Origin of the sequence: Planktotalea sp., from assembly GCF_050633725.1 — a bacterium.
In the GTDB taxonomy this organism is placed as follows: domain Bacteria; phylum Pseudomonadota; class Alphaproteobacteria; order Rhodobacterales; family Rhodobacteraceae; genus Planktotalea.
On record NZ_JBOEHB010000001.1, the window covers coordinates 178,956 to 196,872 of the forward strand.

Consider the following 17,917-nt stretch of genomic DNA (forward strand, 5'->3'; position numbering starts at 1 on the left):
ATTAGGGCCTTTTCAGAATGTAGTCCGGTTGAATTCCCGACGCCTTGATCGGCCTTTCAACATCGTGCCCGCCAAAGAAACCAAAGTCTGCAATCAAAGCTGTTTTTAATCCGGCAGCCTGACCGCCTAAAATATCAGTATGGAGGCTGTCTCCGACCATGACTGTGCGCTCGGGGTCGACATCGCCTAGACGGGCAAAGGCCAAATCAAAGATGTTGCCAAACGGTTTTCCGAAAAATTCCGGCTCGATCCCGGTCTGATCCGCCAAGCGGTGCGCGAAATGGCCTGGTTCAACTGAAAATCCGGTTTCGCGTGGTGCCACGATGTCAGGATTACCGACATAGACTGGTCGCGGTGCCTTTCTGAGAGACGCTTCTAGCAAAGATTGTCGTGCTTCAGTCCATTCTGCGCTTCCCAAAAGAACAAACGCTTCGGCCTCGTCATAGGCTGCGGCGTCCTCTGCGAGATAGGTCATGTCGAAAGGCTCAATATCCCCACGCCCAAGGCTTGGTGTGGCCATCAAACCCCATTTCAATGATGGTGCATTATGAAGCGCATGGAGCGTTGCTTTGCGGCTGGTGATGACGTCCTCGGGAGAGAAGTTATAACCGAGAGACTTGTATTTTTCCATCAGTTTGGCGTGCGGAAAGCCGGCTGCGTTGGAAACAACCATAACCCGCTTGCCTGCCTTTTGAAGCCGCGCGACACGCTCTGGCACACCCTTTATGGCGGTGTCACCAATATTTAGAACGCCAAAAGCATCAAGTAGGAAAACATCTATCTCATCTGCCAGTGCATCAAGGTTTGGCAGTGCTTTAGAGGCCCGACCAAACTTTGCGCTCGGCAACCGATGGCGCACGTTTTCGTAACTGGTAAAGGCTTCGGCGACGTTCAAATTATTGCACCGCGTACTTTGGCAGATACCCATTCGGAGATAACTACCGCCGCGAGGATCACCAGCAGGATCAATGATACCTGAGGCCATGCAAGAACATTCAATGAAGAGGACAGTTGCAGCCCGATGCCACCCGCGCCAACCAGCCCAAGCACAGTGGATTCGCGGATGTTAATGTCCCAGCGGAACACTGCAATCCCTGCAAATGCAGGCAGAACTTGCGGAACAATTCCGAACGCCATGACCTGCCAACGCGACGCTCCGGTGGCTGTGATGGCCTCGACTTGGGTTTGATCGATTTCCTCGATAGCTTCGTAAAGCAGCTTGGCGCAAAATCCGATGGAGCGGATCGCAATCGCGATAACCCCCGCAAAAACACCAGGGCCGATAATCGCAATCAGCAGCAATGCCCAGATTAACGAGTTGATCGAACGTGTCGCAACGATGATCAGCAGCGCAATAGGGCGAACAAAAAGCAAAGACGGGGTGGTGTTACGTGCAGCCAAAAAGGCGACCGGAACGGCTAGGATCAATGAAAAAATCGTGCCAAGCGTTGCGATGTTTAGCGTGTCCCAAATCGGTTTACCCAATTGCGAGATATATTCCCAGCGCGGGGGCGTTGCGCGTGTCCAGATGTCTTCGGCAATGCGCGGAGCATCCCAGACAAAAAACCAGGTGGTTGATGCGGATATCTGCTGCCAGCAGTAGGCAAAAATTGCGACGCCAATCAGCCACATGACCCAATGAGCTATGCTTTCGCGCCCAGTGCGGCGTTGCCAAACTTTTTGTCCCTTTAGGTCTTGCACTGGCATTATTGAACCCTCGCGCGGATGATACCGGACAGGTATTCCAACGCCATGACAATGACGATGATGAGCAACAAGATCGCGGCGGCAGTGTCGTATTCATACCTGTCAAACGCGGTATTTAACGTGGCACCAATCCCGCCCGCACCAACCAACCCAAGGATAGCGCTTTCGCGGAAGTTGATATCGAGGCGGTAGATGCTCAGGCCGATCAGTCGCGGCATAACCTGTGGTTGCACCCCGTAATTGATCCATTGGCTCCACTTAGCGCCCGATGCTTTGATCGCTTCGGCTTGCACTTTGTCCATGCTTTCGATGTCTTCGGCCAGCAACTTGGACAGGAACCCGATTGTAGCAAAGCTTAGTGTTAGGAAACCCGCAAGCGGTCCAAAACCAAAGATCGCGACCAAAAGGATCGCAACAATTATTTCCTGCAAGGCGCGGCTGATTGCGATGATCGAACGACAGATCAGATAAACGGGCAAGGGTGCAATGTTGCGTGCGGCGCCTAATGCAATCGGGATCGAAATCGCAATGCCGACAACTGAAGAGGCTATGGTCATGATGATACTCTCGATCATGCCCTCGTAAATGTCTGTAGAGCGAGTGGTGAAATCCGGATTGGTAAAGGCCAATATGAACTTTTTGCCCCGCTCCAAGCCTTCGTGTACTCGGGCCCAATTGACGTCGATCGTCATGAAGGCTGCGATCAAGTAAGCACAGGCGCCAAGTATCAGTGCCCATCTTAGCCAAGGTCGTTTGATAAACGATGGTTTGCGCCAAGGCTTACCGATAAGCGCGTTCACGTCACTCATTCGGCGGCCTCAATTTCTTCGTCTTCGTCATCGACCGCTTCAATGGTCGCTTCCCAATCTTCCTCGCCATAGATTGTTGTAAGAACCTCGGGGGTTAGCCCTTCGGGCGGGCCGTCAAATTCAATTGCACCAAAGCGTAAACCAATAACGCGCTGCACAAACATCTGTGCCAAGGCAACATCGTGGATGTTAATGATCGCCGCCAGTCCGCGCTCTTTGCAAAGCTCGCAAATGAGCCGCATGATCTGGCGTGACGTCTTGGGGTCGAGCGAAGCTGTCGGTTCATCCACCAAAAGCAAAGCCGGATTTTGAATGAGGGCGCGGCAGATGCCAACGCGTTGACGTTGGCCGCCCGACAACTCGTCCGCGCGCTTGTCGGCCATATGGGCAAGGCCAACACGGTCCAGTAGGCGGAATGCTTCATCTACATCGGATTGCGGGAAACGTCGTAAAAAGCTGCGCCAAAATCCGACATAGCCCAAGCGGCCAGACAGAACATTTTCCATGACGCTTAGACGTTCTACCAGAGCATATTCCTGAAAGATCATCCCCATCCGGCGACGTTCGCGGCGCAGGCTACCTGAAGACAGTCCAGTCAGTTCAACATCGCCCAAAAAGACTTTGCCCGAAGAGGGTTCAACCAGCCGGTTAATACAGCGAATAAGGGTGGATTTTCCTGCCCCTGAAGGTCCAATCAACGCCAGAACTTGACCTTCTGGCACTTGTAGATCGACAGCCTTCAGAGCCTGATCGCCCGTTTTATATGTCTTAACAAGCTTCTCAAGCCGCAGCATGAAAGCCCCCCTGCAAATTATGTTTTTGTTGGAAAAGGCGGGCCCAAAGACCCGCCCAATCAGATGTTATTCGCAGGCGTAGCTGACGCCATTTGCGGTGTCGATTTTACGAATGACTTCCCAGAATTCCTGATAGGTCATAGGCAAAAATTGGCCTTCGTTCGACTTTTCAAACTCGGCTTCGAGGGATGTGCCTTCCCACTCAAAGTTCAGAAACGCGTTGCGAATCTGTTCTTTCAGTTCGGGAGTAAGATTGTGCGCCGTGCCAAACCCCGTGGTTGGAAACGTCTGTGACTTGTAGATTGTAACAACTTGATCTTCGGTAATCACATCTCGGGAAATCATCCGCGCTTTGACCGAGTTCGCGATTGATGCTGCCATATAGTCTTTGTTGGCGACACCAAGGATCGAGTTGTCGTGCTTGCCTGAATAGACAGGTTCAAAATCACGCTCAGGAAGCATGTCAAAGTCACCTTTCAAGATAGCACTTGGTGCCTTGAAGCCTGAGTTCGATGTCGGCGAGGTAAAGGCCAGTTGTTTGCCTTTGATGTCTTCAACCTTTTCAATGCCAGAACCTGGATAGGTGATGATTTCCATCTCGTATCCGAAATTACCGTCTTTTGAAGCCATGATTGTGAAAGGGTTAAAGCCTGCACAGTTCACCGCTAAAGGGTTCGAACCGGTGTTGAAGCCCGCGATATGAAGACGACCAGAACGCATTGCTTCAATCTGGGCCGCGTTGTTTTGTACGGGAAAGAAAACGACCGATTTACCTGTTTCTGCTTCCAGATGTGTCAAAAAGTCGGACCATGCGGCTTTGTAAACTGCGGGGTCTTCAACGGGTGTGTAGGCAAAAATCAACGTGTCAGGATCTACCAGATCCGCTGGATCGGTGGGGGTGTCGGCAATTAGATCGCCGTCCACGTCGCAAAAGCGTTTATCCAAATCACCACGCGGGCAATCCTGCGCCATAGATGGACCCGCGAGCGAAAGTGCAAAAGCAAAAGCCGCGCCGGACAATAGTGAAGTCATTAATCTCATTTAAGAATCCTCCCAGAACCATGAGGCTATCCTGAACCCGTAAATTTGCAAGCCTGTATCTTACGAAACTTTAGTGCGTGGGAATTCCGTGGTTCGTCCAATGCTCAAACCGGTCTGAGGCAGGTAAGTTTGGCAAGGGCGCGTTTAGATAGCCATTGGCGAACAAACGAAATGGCACGGCGGCATTGGTCGACGTTAAGTAATCAATTTCGCTATCGCCAACATAAAGCGCCTCTGAAGGTCGAACATTTAACGCGCTGATGCAGGTTAACAAGGACGCTGGCGCTGGTTTTTTGAGCTGCCCGTCCTCGGCTCCGGTGATCACTTTGAAAAATTGAGTGAGTTCAAGGCGATCACAAATTTCACGAGCGGGCTGGGTCGGTTTATTTGTGCAAATGCCCAGCGGAATGCCCGCATCTCGAAAAGTCTGTAGTGAAGCCACAACGCCGGGATAGGGTTGGGTCAATGTCGTCATATTTTGTTGGTAAAAGGTCAGAAATCTTTTCAGCGCCACTTGCTTAAGCGTTGCGTCATGCTCGCCAGTTGCCTCTAGGCACCGCTCCACCAATCGCTCAACGCCATTGCCGATAAAGGAGATGATAGTTGGCAGCTCGAGCGCTGAGCGCTCAAGAGAGTTTAGCATGGCGTTTGCGGCAGCGTGCAAATCGGGCGCGCTGTGAATAAGCGTGCCGTCCAAGTCAAAAATAATTGCTTTGGGATTGTGCATTTAAGTTTCTTATCGCTCTTTCAATGGTTCCGCAAAGCTTAAACCTTATGTCGAGTTTAGTCCCTTTAAAGATATCTCCGAGAGGTTTTTTTGAGCTCAATAAATTCACGTGATTCAATAGTTGGGTAGTTTTGAGTGCGATGACACTGGCATGATAGAGCCGATAAGCCGTGCTCGCTTTGCTCCACGAACTGGAAATTCAGCCTCGTCAGAATTTTGCGTTTGGGTCAAGCTCGTTTCGTATTGTTCTAATGGGTCATTGCCGCTTATCTGGGTTACGCTTTTTTTCGCAGTCTGATTGCCAATGGAAAGCCTAGTATGAACTGTGTTGCTTAGGGCGTAGTTAAAAGGTCATGTGCCACGCGCGTCGGGTTTGACCAGCTAAGTTTGGTGCTTGCCCAGAGATTTGCCGCGACGCCGTTATTCGAGAGTATTGCAATCGCTCTTTCCTTTTCAGGGCAAACGTAAAGCGCGCAGGTTGAACCTGCGGTCCCTCCGTTGGCAAAAAGAATGCGAGGTTGAGAGTGATCCGGCGACATCGACATCCAGCCAGAGCATTGGGCAAAGGGATATGCGCGCCCATTGCGACCTAGACCAAAAATCGGTTTGGCCGTTTGTTTGATTGCATGATCAAGGACGGTGTTGGGCGCGTTGATGGCGCGAATGACACTTCGAGAGAAGGACGCGAGATCGCGAGCCGTTGAGCGCAGATAGCCCGCGCCAGACAGAGCATCAAAGGTCCAAGGCGGCACAGGCTTTCCTGATGTGTTTTTCGGTTGCATGAAACGCGCTTGCTGCGCGTCATTCAAATGACCGCTCGTGTTTTTCAGTCCCAAGGGATGGAGCACCCGCTCTGTAAGAAGTTCGGTGAAAGGTTTGCCCGCCTGCATCGCCATTGCCTCTCCCAACAACCCTGCACCAAGGTTGGAATAGTTGTGGCGCAGATGGCCTTTCGGGTCCTTACCGCGCCAATTGCGAAGCCATGAAAGCAAGTCCATGCGTGTAAAGCTGGCGTAGGGGCCTTCGGGTCGCTGTTGGAACAAGGCCTTCCAGATTGGAACGTAGATGTTGGGTAGGCCACTTGTGTGTGACGTCAAACGTTCCGGCGTGATCCAGCTTGGCACATCGGCCAGAGCGGGCGTTGTCTCGGACAAAGGCGCACGCGGATCGATTGCCCCGTCTTCCACGAGAACGCCAAGCAAGATGCCAGTGAACACCTTGGTGATCGACCCGATCTCGAAAATAAGATCCTCTTTTGGTGCTTTGGGTTCGCTCAGTCCTGACCCGATAAACTGCACCTTTCCGTCACTTAAGCTAAGCGCAACGACCGTATGCTGCTTGCCTTCATAGGGCTTTGTCATTTGATCAAGCAGGGATGTGTCTTTTTGCTGAGCCATCGTTAAATGCCTCGGTCTAAAACGGCACGCATGCTGGCAAGCGTTGTTTGATCAGCGTTTTTGACGCAGCGAAGATGCAGCGGCGCAAACCTGTTGTCGGGGCGTTGGGAGTGATTGGCGAGCACTTTCATCATTGGATCGGAGAGGCCCCATGTTTCGCAACCAAACTCAGGACATCGAACATAAATTTGATAGGCCGACGGGGGGCATCAGTTTGATTGAACGTTCCAATTACGTAAATGTCAGTTGCGGGCGCATAAAACGCGAATGATCCGCTGGCACCTGAGTGCCCGATTAGTTCGGGCGTCGCGCGAAAAAGGGTCAGCCATCGCGGCAGTTTGATCCGCATCAGACCATACCCGTAATTCAACGGAAAAAAGAGCTTGTTCCATTGGCGCATTTGGGCGGCGGTTACTGGCGCAAACATCTGATTTTGCATGAAGGCGCGCAAAAAGATCAACATCTCGTCCAAGGTCGAAATAATGCTGCCATCTGCCGACATGCTGGACAGGATCTGCGGAACTTCGAGCATATGGTCCTTGTGAAAGACTGGAAGGCCGACGTCAGTGCCGTTCAGCACCTCGGTTTGCGTCAGACCGAGCGGCACACAAATGCGCGATTGCAGGGCTTGATCAAAATTCTGGCCTGTGGCGCGTTCGATCACCGCGCCAAGGAGCTGAAAATTTGTGTCAGAATAATAGGACCGCCCGCTATCTGGTCTGGCTTGCGGCGGCAGGGCGCGGGTCATCCGCAACACATCCGCCAGCCCATAGCTGCGATCCTTACCTGCTTTCAAATCTGTTGCCAAATCGTCTTCATAGTAGTCCGCAAGGCCAGATGTTTGGTGAAGCAGCTGGCCAATGGTCAGGGTTGCCCCGTAATCTACTCCCTTCACCACATGCAAACCTGACAGGTCCACATCTGTCAGAATGCTCTGGACGCTCTGCTTCAGATCAATTTGCGTCTCTTCCACCAACTGCATAATCAGCGTTGCAGTGAACATCTTGGTGATGCTCGCAATCGGGAAGCGCGTATCGTCAGTGGCGTGACCTGCGCTGCGCTTGAAGTCCACGCGATCATCACCGGAATGAACACGCAGCAGCACGCCATGTGTCTTTGGTTTAGCGGCTTCTTCGTCGATCAGCTTTTGCAAGATTTGCTCGAGATCCATGGCGTTATTCCTATTTAATTTGAAGTTGTTCATGCGTTGGTGCGGCTCAAAAGGAGCGTCAAACCAATCGCAATGAACCAGATAATTGCTCCTAACCCAAAGACCGCACCTGCCACATCGCCGAAAATAGGGATCAGCGTCAGCAAACCCGCAGCGCCTGTCAAAAGACCCAAGCCGGACGTCACTTTGCCAAGGCTGCGACCCAGTAAACCGGCAAGGCTGACACAGCCAATCCAAACACCGCCAGCGATTTCGTTGCCGCCGCCTAAGCCTAATTCGACCGCATGAAGTGTCTCCCATAGAGTAACCGCGCGATCCATATCCTGCGGCGCGAGATAGGCCGCGCGCTCAACAGCCACGTTTGCGATCATCCCAGCCCCGATCACAAGAGTCGCCCAAATTAGACCAAAGGCTCGGGTCACAGAGGCCCAACCGGGGGTGTTAGCATGCAAGCGTTGATGAACCGCAACAACCAAAACCGCCAAGGCCAGTGCATTCAAGATATAGATGACGCTGTTCCATAGGATCAGAACCCCTGGGTTGGCGTCGATAAAACGCACGACAGCATGGGCGTCGATAGCCACCGTGCCAAAGCCCAATGGCGCGAGCAGTGTGACCAGAAAGGCGAAACCGAACACATAAGTTGCGGCGCAGATCAGGCCAGCAAAGCCGCCGATTGTTTGAAGTTTCATAACCGCTCTCCAGTCCATTTCGATTTGCGCGTCACAGCGATTGCTCCACTTGAGATTTGAAATAGTCTGCCAGCTTGCGGGTGCCCGCAGGCGGCGCGGTCATATTCATTGCCCCCGCGGTCAAGAAAAACTGTGCAGGTCCAGCGATGCGGCGCGGTGCAAGGCGCGGCAAAAGCCGCAGTGTCAAACGCCGCAAGACATCGGGCAAATGCGTAATGCGCGGGCGGGCTTTCAAGGCTTCAAAGCTAAGCTCGGCAAGTTCGTTCTGAGTGAATGTTTCCGGCCCGCCAATATCTGCCCAGACCGCGCCCTCATGAACAGCATCAAAAATCGCCGCTGCGAGATCAGCTCCATGGATCGGGTTGATCCTCATTTTCCCGCTGCCAAACAACCAAACACGGCCAGCTTTCGCCATCGTCAGAAAATCGCCCATGTCAGAAAAATACCCTGTCGGCGCGATGACGGTCGAGCGAATATCAGCAGATTGAAGCCTGCGCACAAAAGCCGCCTTTGCCGCGACAAGTGGCACGTTTTCCATTCGATCCGCATTCAGCACATGGACAAAAGCAAACTGCGCAACATTGCTGCTTAACGCTTCTTCCAGCAGGTTCACATTGGCCTGATAATCCACATCCCAATAGCCCACACCGTCGCTCTGACGCGTGATCCCCAATGCGGAAACCACCAGATCAATATCCTTCATGATCCCTTTCAAACTCTCAGACCATGTCGCCTCTGCTTCAATGATACGGTCGGCGGGCAGGTTAGTGCCCTTGCTAGATTTGCGGACCAATGCGGTGACATGCCAGCCACGTTGCTGGTATTCTTGGCAAAGAAACTTGCCCAGATACCCAGTCGCTCCCGCGATGAAAACGCGTTTCATGTCTCTGTTCTCCTTGTTTGAGCGCCATGCTTGCACGGCTCGGTTATGAACGCTCCCGTTGGCGGCAACGCCTCTGCGCGTTCGGTCTGGGTTGGCAGCTCGCAATGCGGCGCGCCGGTCAAAAGTTGATAAAGCGCGTAAAATCGGCGCGAGCGAAGGTAAAAGATGTCGGGCGTTATACTTGCCATTAGCCGACGACCCGATAGCCACGACCACGCAGGCACTCTATAACAATGCTTTCCCGCCGCTCGCTCGCGTTGCCAGCACCAGCCGCGCCGCCAACAAGCGCGCCAACGATGGCACCGCCCAAAGCGTCGCCATCTTCATCCACCTTGCCCAAAATTGCGCCGGTGCCAGCGCCAAGAACAGCGGCCCCAACAGTCTCCTGATCGAACTGGTTTTGATTGCGCGCAAGCGATTGGCAGGCCGCCAAATCAGACTGGTACGCCGCGGTCGGCGCGCCATCCAGAATGGGTTGATAGTTTGCCCCGCTATCCGCACATGCAGCGAGCGTAAGAAAGGCAGGAAGTACGATCATTTGTTTCATCAAATTGGTCCTTTTCAACATTTTGGCCGCCGCATTTGCCGGACGGTCCGATCAGTGCAACAGCGATGTGAAAAGGAATACGGCGCGCCGGGCATTATGTGCGACCTGACAGGCTGGCCCGAACGTTCGAACAAGCTGGCTCGAACTGGTTTCAGGTAAACTTATTATATTTCATTTACTTAGCTTCTGATTTTGTTGGGCTGAAAACCGTTCAGCCAGCGTATCTGAACGTTTGGAGCACTGCTTATGGCTTGTGCGTGGCCCGCCATTGCGATGGCGTTTGATCCGTGACCTTCTTAAAGCTGGTGTTGAATGTAGATTTAGCGTTGAAGCCGACGGTTTCGCTGATTTCAATGATGGTATCATTGGTATGGATCAGCAATTCACAGGCATCGCGAATCCTGCATTGATTTACGTAGTCGTAAAAGGGCTTGCCGATTTTGGTGTTGAGCACTTCAGACAAGTGAATAGGAGGGATCGCGACCTCGGCGGCAAGGCCGCGCAGGTTCAAATTGTGATCGCGCCAAAGCTGCCTGTCCGCCATGCGCTTTTCCAGACGTGCCGCGTATCGATCAAGGTCGATTTCCGTTAGGCCGGATCGCGCGTATCGCGACGCTGCTTGATCGCGCTCTGCGGGGGGCGCTTCCTGCAGTACCGCTCCGGTCCACTCAGGCAACGGTGGATCTGCGCGCAGGGCGAAAATGCCAAATGATACGGGCAGGGTAACGTCGAACAGCAAGGACCAAACCCCGTCTCGCAGCGAGCGGTATCCCAACATTTGACCAATCTCGTCAATGATAACGATCAGCGCAATAATCAGGATCGTTGCGACCAATCCATCGAGCCAACGCAGCGTTTTCCCTTCGAGATCAGAGAAAACATCACGAATATTGCGTTTGTGCAGGATCAGCCGCCTGATGCAGATCGTGCCATACACAACAAGAATGATCACCCAAACAATCCAGAATGCCGTCTCGCCAATATCGATAAACGCCCTGTGTCGGTCTGATACTGTGCCGATGGCTAGGTCTTGTCGCACGTCGCCTGGCAAAATCAGGGACGGCGAAAGGCATAGAAAACCGACGACAAAGGGGAGGAGATGGATAATATCGGCGCGCTTAAGCTTGGGCGCAGCGCTGGTCAAAGCGCGCACATAGAAGTACAGCGCAACCATGAATCCCGGAATGATCACGTTGTTCCACTGATACAGCGTCGCGGGTCCGTCGAATGTATCCGAATAGGCGAAAGAATTCAGACCGTCGCAGATGTTGACCAAGAAGAACGCGATCATCGCCCAAATATGCATGCGCGGCTGAGGTGTCTCGCGCAAGCGCAACAATAACCCGAACAGCACGAAAACAGACACAGCAAGCGCGCCCGCTACGCCGAGATGTTCAAAATACAGGTTTTCGTGGATTTCCATCATGCAGCGACCTCACGGCGGATTTATCTAGTGCCGCAAAACGAAAGTCAAAGTCGTCGCACGCTCAAGCGCCCACACGTGGTGATTGAAAGGCGCTTGGCTCTCAGTAGCTGACCTTGGGAATCGCTGCGATCCTGTCATGCGCGAACTAAGCACTCGCGATGGATAGCGCTTGGGTTGTCTCTGCTGAGTCATCTGCGTTTGGGCGTTACGCGCCGATCGCAGTTCCTGCGCGGTGATGTCCTGCTCCAAAGTAGGCTTCATCCAAGAGATCGGGGTTGGCCAACAGCGTTTTTGCAGAACCAGAGTATTGGCACCGGCCGCTTCGTAAAACAATGGCGTGACCAGCAAGGTTAAGCGCCAAGTCGGTGAACTGTTCGATCAATACGATCCCGACGCCCTGCGCCTGCAATTCTTCAACGACCCTGAATAAGCGCTTAACGATCAATGGCGCGAGGCCGAGCGACATTTCGTCGATAATGAGATAGTTCGGGGCGCTCATCAATGCGTGCCCAAGGGCCACCATTTGCTGCTGTCCGCCCGATAACGTTCCAGCCAATTGCCCTTTGCGCTCTGCGAGTTCGGGAAAGCGTTCGTAGGTCTTTCGAAGATTTTCTTCCAAGTCGGCCCAACGCAGTGATCCCGCCGCTCTTAGATTTTCGTCGACTGAGAGCTGAGTGAGTACTTTGTGCCCCTCTGGTACGGCCGCGACGCCAGATGAGCGCACGATATCTGGCGATTTTCCTGTGATGTCTGAGCCTTCGATAAGCACGGTGCCTGCGCTAATTGGCATAACGCCAGCTATGCCGAGAACCAGTTCGGATTTTCCCGCGCCGTTTGAGCCGAGAATGGCGGTTACCTTGCCCGGATCGAGCGAGAAACTGACATTGGTGACAACGTCTTTGCCAGAGGCTTGAACGCTCAAGCCTTTGATTTCAAGGCTCATGCTGTGATCTCCTCTGTGCCAAGATAAGCCGCTTTGACTTTGGGATCCGCGAGCACGTCGGCTGTGGTGCCGAAGGCGATTGGTACGCCAAAGTCAATCACCAAGGTTTCTGCGCAAATGCGCGCGATCAGATCAACGTCGTGATCAATCAACAATACATGCGCGCCCGTATGGTTGTGAATGCCAAGGATCAGATTGCCAAGCGCTTGGGTTTCTTGAACTGACAAGCCACCAGCGGGTTCATCAAACATGATGAGTTTAGGCGCACCAACGATGCATTTGGCGATGTCTGTCAGTCGACGTTCAAAGGTGTTGAGGGTCGCGCCGCTCACCTGCGCTTTGGAACTCATGCCAACATAGGCAAGCGCTCTCGCGACCTGTTCGTTTTTTTCAAAGGCGCTCATAGAGGTCGTATCAATCTGAACGCGTACATTTTCAGCGACGGTGAGGTCTTCGGAAATCTCTTCCTTCTGGAATGAGCGTCGTAAACCCCATTGGCTTCGTTGATGTGGGCTGAGCGTGCTCAGATCAAAACCGTCAACGGTGATCTTGCCTGCTTTTGGTGTAATGAAACCTGAAAAGACATTCATCAAAGTGGTCTTGCCAGCGCCATTCGGGCCAATGATACCGCTGATCGGCTGGCTCATTTCAACGCTGATATTATCAAGCGCGCGCACGCCGCCGAATTGAACTGTGATGTCGTCGACCTTGATGGTGGAGTTTGTAGTGTTCACAGTCTCGCTTGTCGGTGCATCAATTTGCGATGGCTCAAGCGGGGGCAGTTTGGTGCTGGCGCGTTTGGAAAGGCCATCCAGCACTTGGCCCGCGATCCCGTTAGGCGCAGTGATCACCGCATGCAGTAGGCCAGCGCCGAAAATGACAAAAGACAGGTCTGCATCAACGCCCCAGTTATTCAACAATGCAGGCACGATGCGAAACAGCGCGGCGGCAATAACGACGCCAAGCCAGTAGCGCGCGCCGCCAACGACGGCGAGGGCAAAGATCAGGATGCTCTCGCTCGCTCTGAACGTTCCGCCATCCAGCAAGCCGAGACTGCCAGCGAGCAAACCGCCCGCCAATCCACCAATGAGCCCCGCCAGCGCAAAGGCCACAGTTTTATAGAGCGTGACGTTGATGCCCGCCGACATGGCCGCCGCTTCAGAGCGCCGGATCATCGCCCATGCGCGCCCCGGTGTCAGTCTGCGCGTCAGTTCGATCAGCAAGAAACCCAGCGTTGCGACAAAAATCGTGTAGCGCAGATAACCTGCGTCCGAGACTGCAAAGATGGGGCGGGTCATTGACGTGGTCGTGCCTGTTTTGACGCCCCAAAAACCGCCGCCGCCATTAGGAAACCGGAAGGTCGCGAAGATGATCTCCAACCCACCTGCCGCCATCAATGTGACAAGGGCCAGATAGAGACCGCGCAGGCGCAGGGCGGGCAGGGCTAGGATCATGCCGAGGGTCATGGTGATCAAACCTGCGAGGATCAGATTGACCTCAAAGGGCATGGCTAAAGCATAGTTCAGCCGCAACATGACCCAACCGCCGACCCCCATCAGTCCGACTTGGGTCAGGCTCACCATGCCAAGACGCGCATACATGAATGCAACGCCGGCGGCGGCAAGGGCAAAGCAGGCTGTGGAGGTGAAAACACTCAGCCAGAAAGAGCCGACAATGAGCGGCACGATAAAGAAGCAAAAAGCGGCAAAAGCGAGGCCAGCAGCGCCTGAGCGGGTGACTTGGAGGAGGGGCGTATTCATATCAATCTCCCCCGCCGAATGTCAGCCGATTGCTGCGCTGATACCAAAGCAGCACGAGCGCCGCGATTGCGAAGGGCGCGACGGGGCGCACGCCTTTGAGCAATGTTGACAGGGTCAGGAGACTTTCAATAACGCCCATCGACAGGCCACCAATCAGCACCAAAGAGAGATGCTCAAGCCGCCCGCAAATTGCGGCGGCAATAGAGGGGATCACCATGAAGGTGATGACCGTTGGCTCCAGACGAATGAGATCGCCAAACATCAGGCCCGTGAAACCTGCGATAACGCCGCTCAGCGCCCAAGCGATTGTTTCAACGCGCAGGATCGGGATGCCGATGAGCGCGGACAGGTCACGATCATTGGCGAGCGAGCGCATTTGCAATCCGACAGCCGTGTAGTTCAGATAGGCCCAAATGCCGATGACAAGTGCAATGGATGTGACGATCACGATCAGCCGCGTCACGGTCACGCGCATGCCCAGAATGCGGACACCTATTTTATCCGTGGGGAGCGTTAGGCTGCGCGGATCATCAACCCAGATAAAGCTGACAAGACCTAAGATAATAAGGGCAAACCCCAATGTCGCCACGGCTTTCACCACGGGTTCACGCCACGCCAAAAGCGGCGCGAGAAAACGTCCATAAGCAAGAGAAATAACGAGGGCAACAAGGATGCAGGAGAGCCACGCGATGGGCGGCCAAACCTGCCATTGCGCCAGCTGCCATGCGGTCATAGCGCCCGCTGCACCAGCCGCGCCGTTGGCGAAATTGAGAACGCCAGTCGCGCGGTAAAGCACCACAAGGCCAATGCCGCCAAGCGCATAAAGCGAGCCGACCGCAAGGCCTGAGACAAAGAATAGCCCCAGCACTTTGCTGGGTTTGCCCCATCCAAGCAGGAGAATGATAAGCGTCATGGCACCCAGATAAAGCACCGCGTTAAGAATGGTTCCGCGTGTCACGCGCTGACCTCCCAAGCCATATCTGGCGGCAGAAAACCCGTCGCCAGTCGTTTCAGATGTCGCTTGGATCAGCGCAGGCCGAGCTCTTTTTCAATCGCCAGATGCGGCTCGAAATAGGCGCTATCGAATTCATAGCATTCGCGCACGATTTCATATCCACCATCAACGATCTTGGTCATGTACCCCGCGTGGTTCGGCATGTGGAAATCCGCATCGCCCACATAATATGGCCCGCACATCAAATCGGACGTGTAGCCAGAGATAGAGCGGATTGCGTCAGTCACCTTGGCGCGGTCATCCAGATCGGCTGGATCCATTTCCAGCATACGCTTGACGAAATAGGACGCGGACAAATAACCCGATTGCGCGAATGTATCGCGTGGGTCATCCGGGTTCGCATGCGCGTCCATCACCTTGAGGAAGTTCTGCGCGTCAGGGCCATTGACCGAGAATGGCGCAAGCTCTGCGTTCACGTAAACCGCGCCGTCCCAATACTCGCCAAGGGCCGCAGGCACAGAAAGATCATAGAGCGGCGTCGGCGCAATCCAGTTGTAAGCCTCGCGCAGGTCTTGCTCTTCCGCAGCTTTTAGAACCGCAATCGCAAGGCCGGCTGGCAGGTTCAGAAGGATCGTATCAGCGCCTGTTGAAATCGCCTCAAGCAAAGCGGAATTTACGTCAGGCGCGCCAGGGTTCAGCAGCGCCATTGAGCCAGAGCCGCCGCGCGCTTCCATCAAACCGATGCTTTCCTTACACGACCAAGGTCCGTTGTTGGGAATGTTCAGTGCGATGCAGGCAACGTTCGTCGCGCCCAATTCTTCTTGTGCATATTGCGTTGCACCCAAGTTAGACGGCAACGGCCCTTGGTTGGTTGAAACAATGTTCGGCGTCTCGTGGCACTCTGAAATCGCGCAGGCCGAGGCCATTACCATGATGCCCTTGTCCACATAAGTCTGCGCATTCACAGCCATTTCCATGAAGGAGCCATTGCCAACCAGAGCAACCGCGCCCGCGTCATCGACCAGTTTCGCTGCCGCTTGCGCCGCCGCCTCTGGGTTCCACTGATCATTCTCGACGCGGTAATCAATTGGACGACCGTTGATGCCTCCATTGGCATTCACGCAATCGAAATAGGCCTTTGCCGCATCTGTCGACGCAGAAAAATCACCCGGCGCTGCGTTGCCGTGGATGCCGCCAACAATGACTGGCGCGCCTGTCGCGGCCTCGCCGGTGTTCATGCCGCAGATCGGATCGGCCATGGCTTGGCCTGCAAATCCCGCAAGTCCGATGCCCGCAGCGACTGCAAGCGTGTTGAATTTGGTCATTTGTTTTTCCTCCCAGAAAATGACGGTTTCTTTGGTTCGTTAGGCGGCTTTTCGATCCTCCAAGATCATATCGGCCGCTTTTTCGGCGATCATGATTGCGGGGGCATTTGTGTTGCCGCTCACAATCTTGGGCATGATGGATGCGTCCACGACGCGCAGACGGGGGGAGCCGTGAACGCGAAGGCGTGCGTCAACGACAGCGCTCTGGCCAGTGCCCATCGCGCAGGTGCCGACAGGGTGATAGACAGTGCGCGCTTCGGCGCGGATAAACTCGGCTATCTGTTCGTCCGATTGCGCCTCTGCACCAGGTAGCAATTCGCTCAGACCATGCTTGTGCATCGGGCTTTGGGCCAAGATTTCCCGCGCGAGTTTGACGCCACGGATCATGCGCATCATGTCATCGTCATGGGTCAGCAGACCGAGATCAATCTGCGCCGCGCCATCAGGACTATTACGCGTCACGGACCCGCGACTTTTGGGTTGCAAAACGCAAGTGTGCAGCGAAACGCCGTGGCCGTATTCGATCAACCGTCCACGCAGGCTCTTGCGGCCGGGGATGAGATGGAACTGAATATCAGGGCGCGGCTCGGCAGGATTGGAGCGGACAAAGCCACCCGCTTCGACCATATTGGACGAGAGCATCCCGCGGCGGGCAAAGGTCCATTTGAGCCCTTCAAGGGCAAGCTTTGGCAAAGCTTTGAGGGACACGCCATATGGCACTATGGACGTGCTCTTGGAAATCACCATGACGTCCACATGATCGTGCAGGTTTTGACCCACGCCTTTGAGATCATTCACAACTTCGACGCCAGCGCTTTGCAAAGCGGCCCCCGCGCCAATGCCTGAGCGCAGCAGGATGTCAGGCGATCCGATCGCGCCAGCCGATAGAATGACCTCGCCGCGCGCTTGGACGATGGCCTGCGTTCCATCTGCTCTGCACAAGGTGACTGAGCCACCTTCGGCAGTGGTCGCGACATGCTGAACAGCCGCGCCCGTTTCGATTTTCAGGTTTGGACGTGTTTCGATGCCCTGTAGAAAAGCAGCCGCTGTGGAATGGCGCCGCCCATCTTTTTGCGTGACTTGATAGATGCCAACGCCCTCGGGCGCGGCCACGTTGAAGTCGGGGCATAGGCCCATCTGCAACTGCCCTGCCGCCTCGATAAAGGCTTGATCCATAGGGTTTGGGTCGCGTTGCTGCGTGACTGACAAAGGCCCGTTGCGGCCATGCAACGCATCATCAAGGTCCAAATCCGCGTTGGCTTCGGACTTTTTGAAGTAGGGCAACACATCATCATAGCCCCAACCTGTACAGCCATCATTTGCCCAATCGTCGTAATCATCGCGGTGTCCGCGAATGTAGACCATGCCGTTGATCGCAGAGGACCCGCCCAAGGCCTTGCCCCGTGGAATACCAATCTCGCGATTGTTCAAGGCGCTTTGCGGTGTCGAGTTGAACTGCCAATTGAAACTGGAAAGACGCGGCAAAAGCATCACACCAAGCGGCGTCGTCACAAGGGGAGAGCGGCCTGTGCCACCTGCCTCGATGAGGCACACAGATATCTTTGGATCGGCGCTCAGCCGATTAGCCAGCACAGCGCCTGATGATCCTGCGCCTACGATGACGTAATCAAAGATTGTCATGGAGTCTCCCAAACTGAGACGTGTTGTCTCACTAGAAAAGCCTATTGCGATTTCTTTGGTTCTTCTTTGGTATGCTTGGAGCGGCAGTCGGGAGAATTC

At 54.2% G+C, this 17,917-nt stretch carries 17 protein-coding genes; all 17 read right to left on the bottom strand.

The annotated features are described in order from the left end of the window. Nucleotide 1 precedes the first annotated feature (1 nt). Nucleotides 2-928 carry an HAD-IIA family hydrolase gene (locus ACRBCU_RS00885; RefSeq protein WP_431363719.1) on the bottom strand — a complete coding sequence of 309 codons (927 nt, stop codon included), beginning with the start codon at nt 926-928 and terminating at the stop codon, nt 2-4. Further along, the gene (gene phnE / locus ACRBCU_RS00890) at nt 892-1,707 is read right to left on the bottom strand and encodes a phosphonate ABC transporter, permease protein PhnE (protein ID WP_431363466.1); all 816 of its coding nucleotides are present in this window, start codon (nt 1,705-1,707) and stop codon (nt 892-894) included. The genes ACRBCU_RS00885 and phnE (ACRBCU_RS00890) overlap by 37 nt, the downstream gene beginning before the upstream one ends. Beyond that, entirely contained in the window at nt 1,707-2,516 is an 810-nt protein-coding gene (gene phnE / locus ACRBCU_RS00895; RefSeq protein WP_431363467.1) for a phosphonate ABC transporter, permease protein PhnE, read from the bottom strand. Before phnE (ACRBCU_RS00895) ends, phnE (ACRBCU_RS00890) begins: the two co-directional genes overlap by 1 nt. Further along, nucleotides 2,513-3,310: a phosphonate ABC transporter ATP-binding protein gene (phnC, locus tag ACRBCU_RS00900; RefSeq protein ID WP_431363468.1), complete on the bottom strand. Its 798-nt coding sequence runs from the start codon at nt 3,308-3,310 to the stop codon at nt 2,513-2,515. Before phnC ends, phnE (ACRBCU_RS00895) begins: the two co-directional genes overlap by 4 nt. 66 nt (nt 3,311-3,376) lie before the next feature. After that, nucleotides 3,377-4,351, bottom strand: coding sequence for a phosphate/phosphite/phosphonate ABC transporter substrate-binding protein (gene phnD / locus ACRBCU_RS00905; protein WP_431363469.1), 975 nt, complete (start codon nt 4,349-4,351; stop codon nt 3,377-3,379). A gap of 70 nt (nt 4,352-4,421) precedes the next feature. Further along, nucleotides 4,422-5,078, bottom strand: coding sequence for a phosphoglycolate phosphatase (gene gph, locus ACRBCU_RS00910; RefSeq protein ID WP_431363470.1), 657 nt, complete (start codon nt 5,076-5,078; stop codon nt 4,422-4,424). A 332-nt stretch (nt 5,079-5,410) separates the two neighbouring features. Further along, nucleotides 5,411-6,475 (bottom strand): serine hydrolase domain-containing protein, encoded by a 1,065-nt coding sequence (locus tag ACRBCU_RS00915; RefSeq protein WP_431363471.1) that lies wholly within the window; start codon nt 6,473-6,475, stop codon nt 5,411-5,413. A 130-nt stretch (nt 6,476-6,605) separates the two neighbouring features. Beyond that, nucleotides 6,606-7,646 (bottom strand): serine hydrolase domain-containing protein, encoded by a 1,041-nt coding sequence (locus ACRBCU_RS00920; protein WP_431363472.1) that lies wholly within the window; start codon nt 7,644-7,646, stop codon nt 6,606-6,608. A 29-nt stretch (nt 7,647-7,675) separates the two neighbouring features. Next, entirely contained in the window at nt 7,676-8,338 is a 663-nt protein-coding gene (locus ACRBCU_RS00925) for a hypothetical protein (RefSeq protein WP_431363473.1), read from the bottom strand. Between the two features lie 31 nt (nt 8,339-8,369). Further along, nucleotides 8,370-9,221 (bottom strand): SDR family oxidoreductase, encoded by an 852-nt coding sequence (locus tag ACRBCU_RS00930; RefSeq protein ID WP_431363474.1) that lies wholly within the window; start codon nt 9,219-9,221, stop codon nt 8,370-8,372. Between the two features lie 187 nt (nt 9,222-9,408). Further along, entirely contained in the window at nt 9,409-9,768 is a 360-nt protein-coding gene (locus ACRBCU_RS00935; RefSeq protein ID WP_431363475.1) for a glycine zipper family protein, read from the bottom strand. Nucleotides 9,769-10,012: 244 nt separating this feature from the next. Continuing rightward, nucleotides 10,013-11,194: a helix-turn-helix domain-containing protein gene (locus ACRBCU_RS00940; RefSeq protein WP_431363476.1), complete on the bottom strand. Its 1,182-nt coding sequence runs from the start codon at nt 11,192-11,194 to the stop codon at nt 10,013-10,015. Nucleotides 11,195-11,399: 205 nt separating this feature from the next. Beyond that, nucleotides 11,400-12,137, bottom strand: a complete 738-nt coding sequence (locus tag ACRBCU_RS00945) for an ABC transporter ATP-binding protein (protein WP_431363477.1) — start codon at nt 12,135-12,137, stop codon at nt 11,400-11,402. After that, nucleotides 12,134-13,897 (bottom strand): branched-chain amino acid ABC transporter ATP-binding protein/permease, encoded by a 1,764-nt coding sequence (locus ACRBCU_RS00950; RefSeq protein ID WP_431363478.1) that lies wholly within the window; start codon nt 13,895-13,897, stop codon nt 12,134-12,136. Before ACRBCU_RS00950 ends, ACRBCU_RS00945 begins: the two co-directional genes overlap by 4 nt. A gap of 1 nt (nt 13,898) precedes the next feature. Then, a complete protein-coding gene (locus ACRBCU_RS00955; protein WP_431363479.1) occupies nt 13,899-14,855 on the bottom strand; it encodes a branched-chain amino acid ABC transporter permease in 957 nt (318 codons plus the stop codon). A 68-nt stretch (nt 14,856-14,923) separates the two neighbouring features. Further along, complete coding sequence (locus ACRBCU_RS00960) at nt 14,924-16,177, bottom strand: ABC transporter substrate-binding protein (RefSeq protein WP_431363480.1); 1,254 nt, start codon at nt 16,175-16,177, stop codon at nt 14,924-14,926. Nucleotides 16,178-16,216: 39 nt separating this feature from the next. Next, nucleotides 16,217-17,818 carry a GMC family oxidoreductase gene (locus ACRBCU_RS00965; protein WP_431363481.1) on the bottom strand — a complete coding sequence of 534 codons (1,602 nt, stop codon included), beginning with the start codon at nt 17,816-17,818 and terminating at the stop codon, nt 16,217-16,219. Nucleotides 17,819-17,917: the final 99 nt, after the last annotated feature.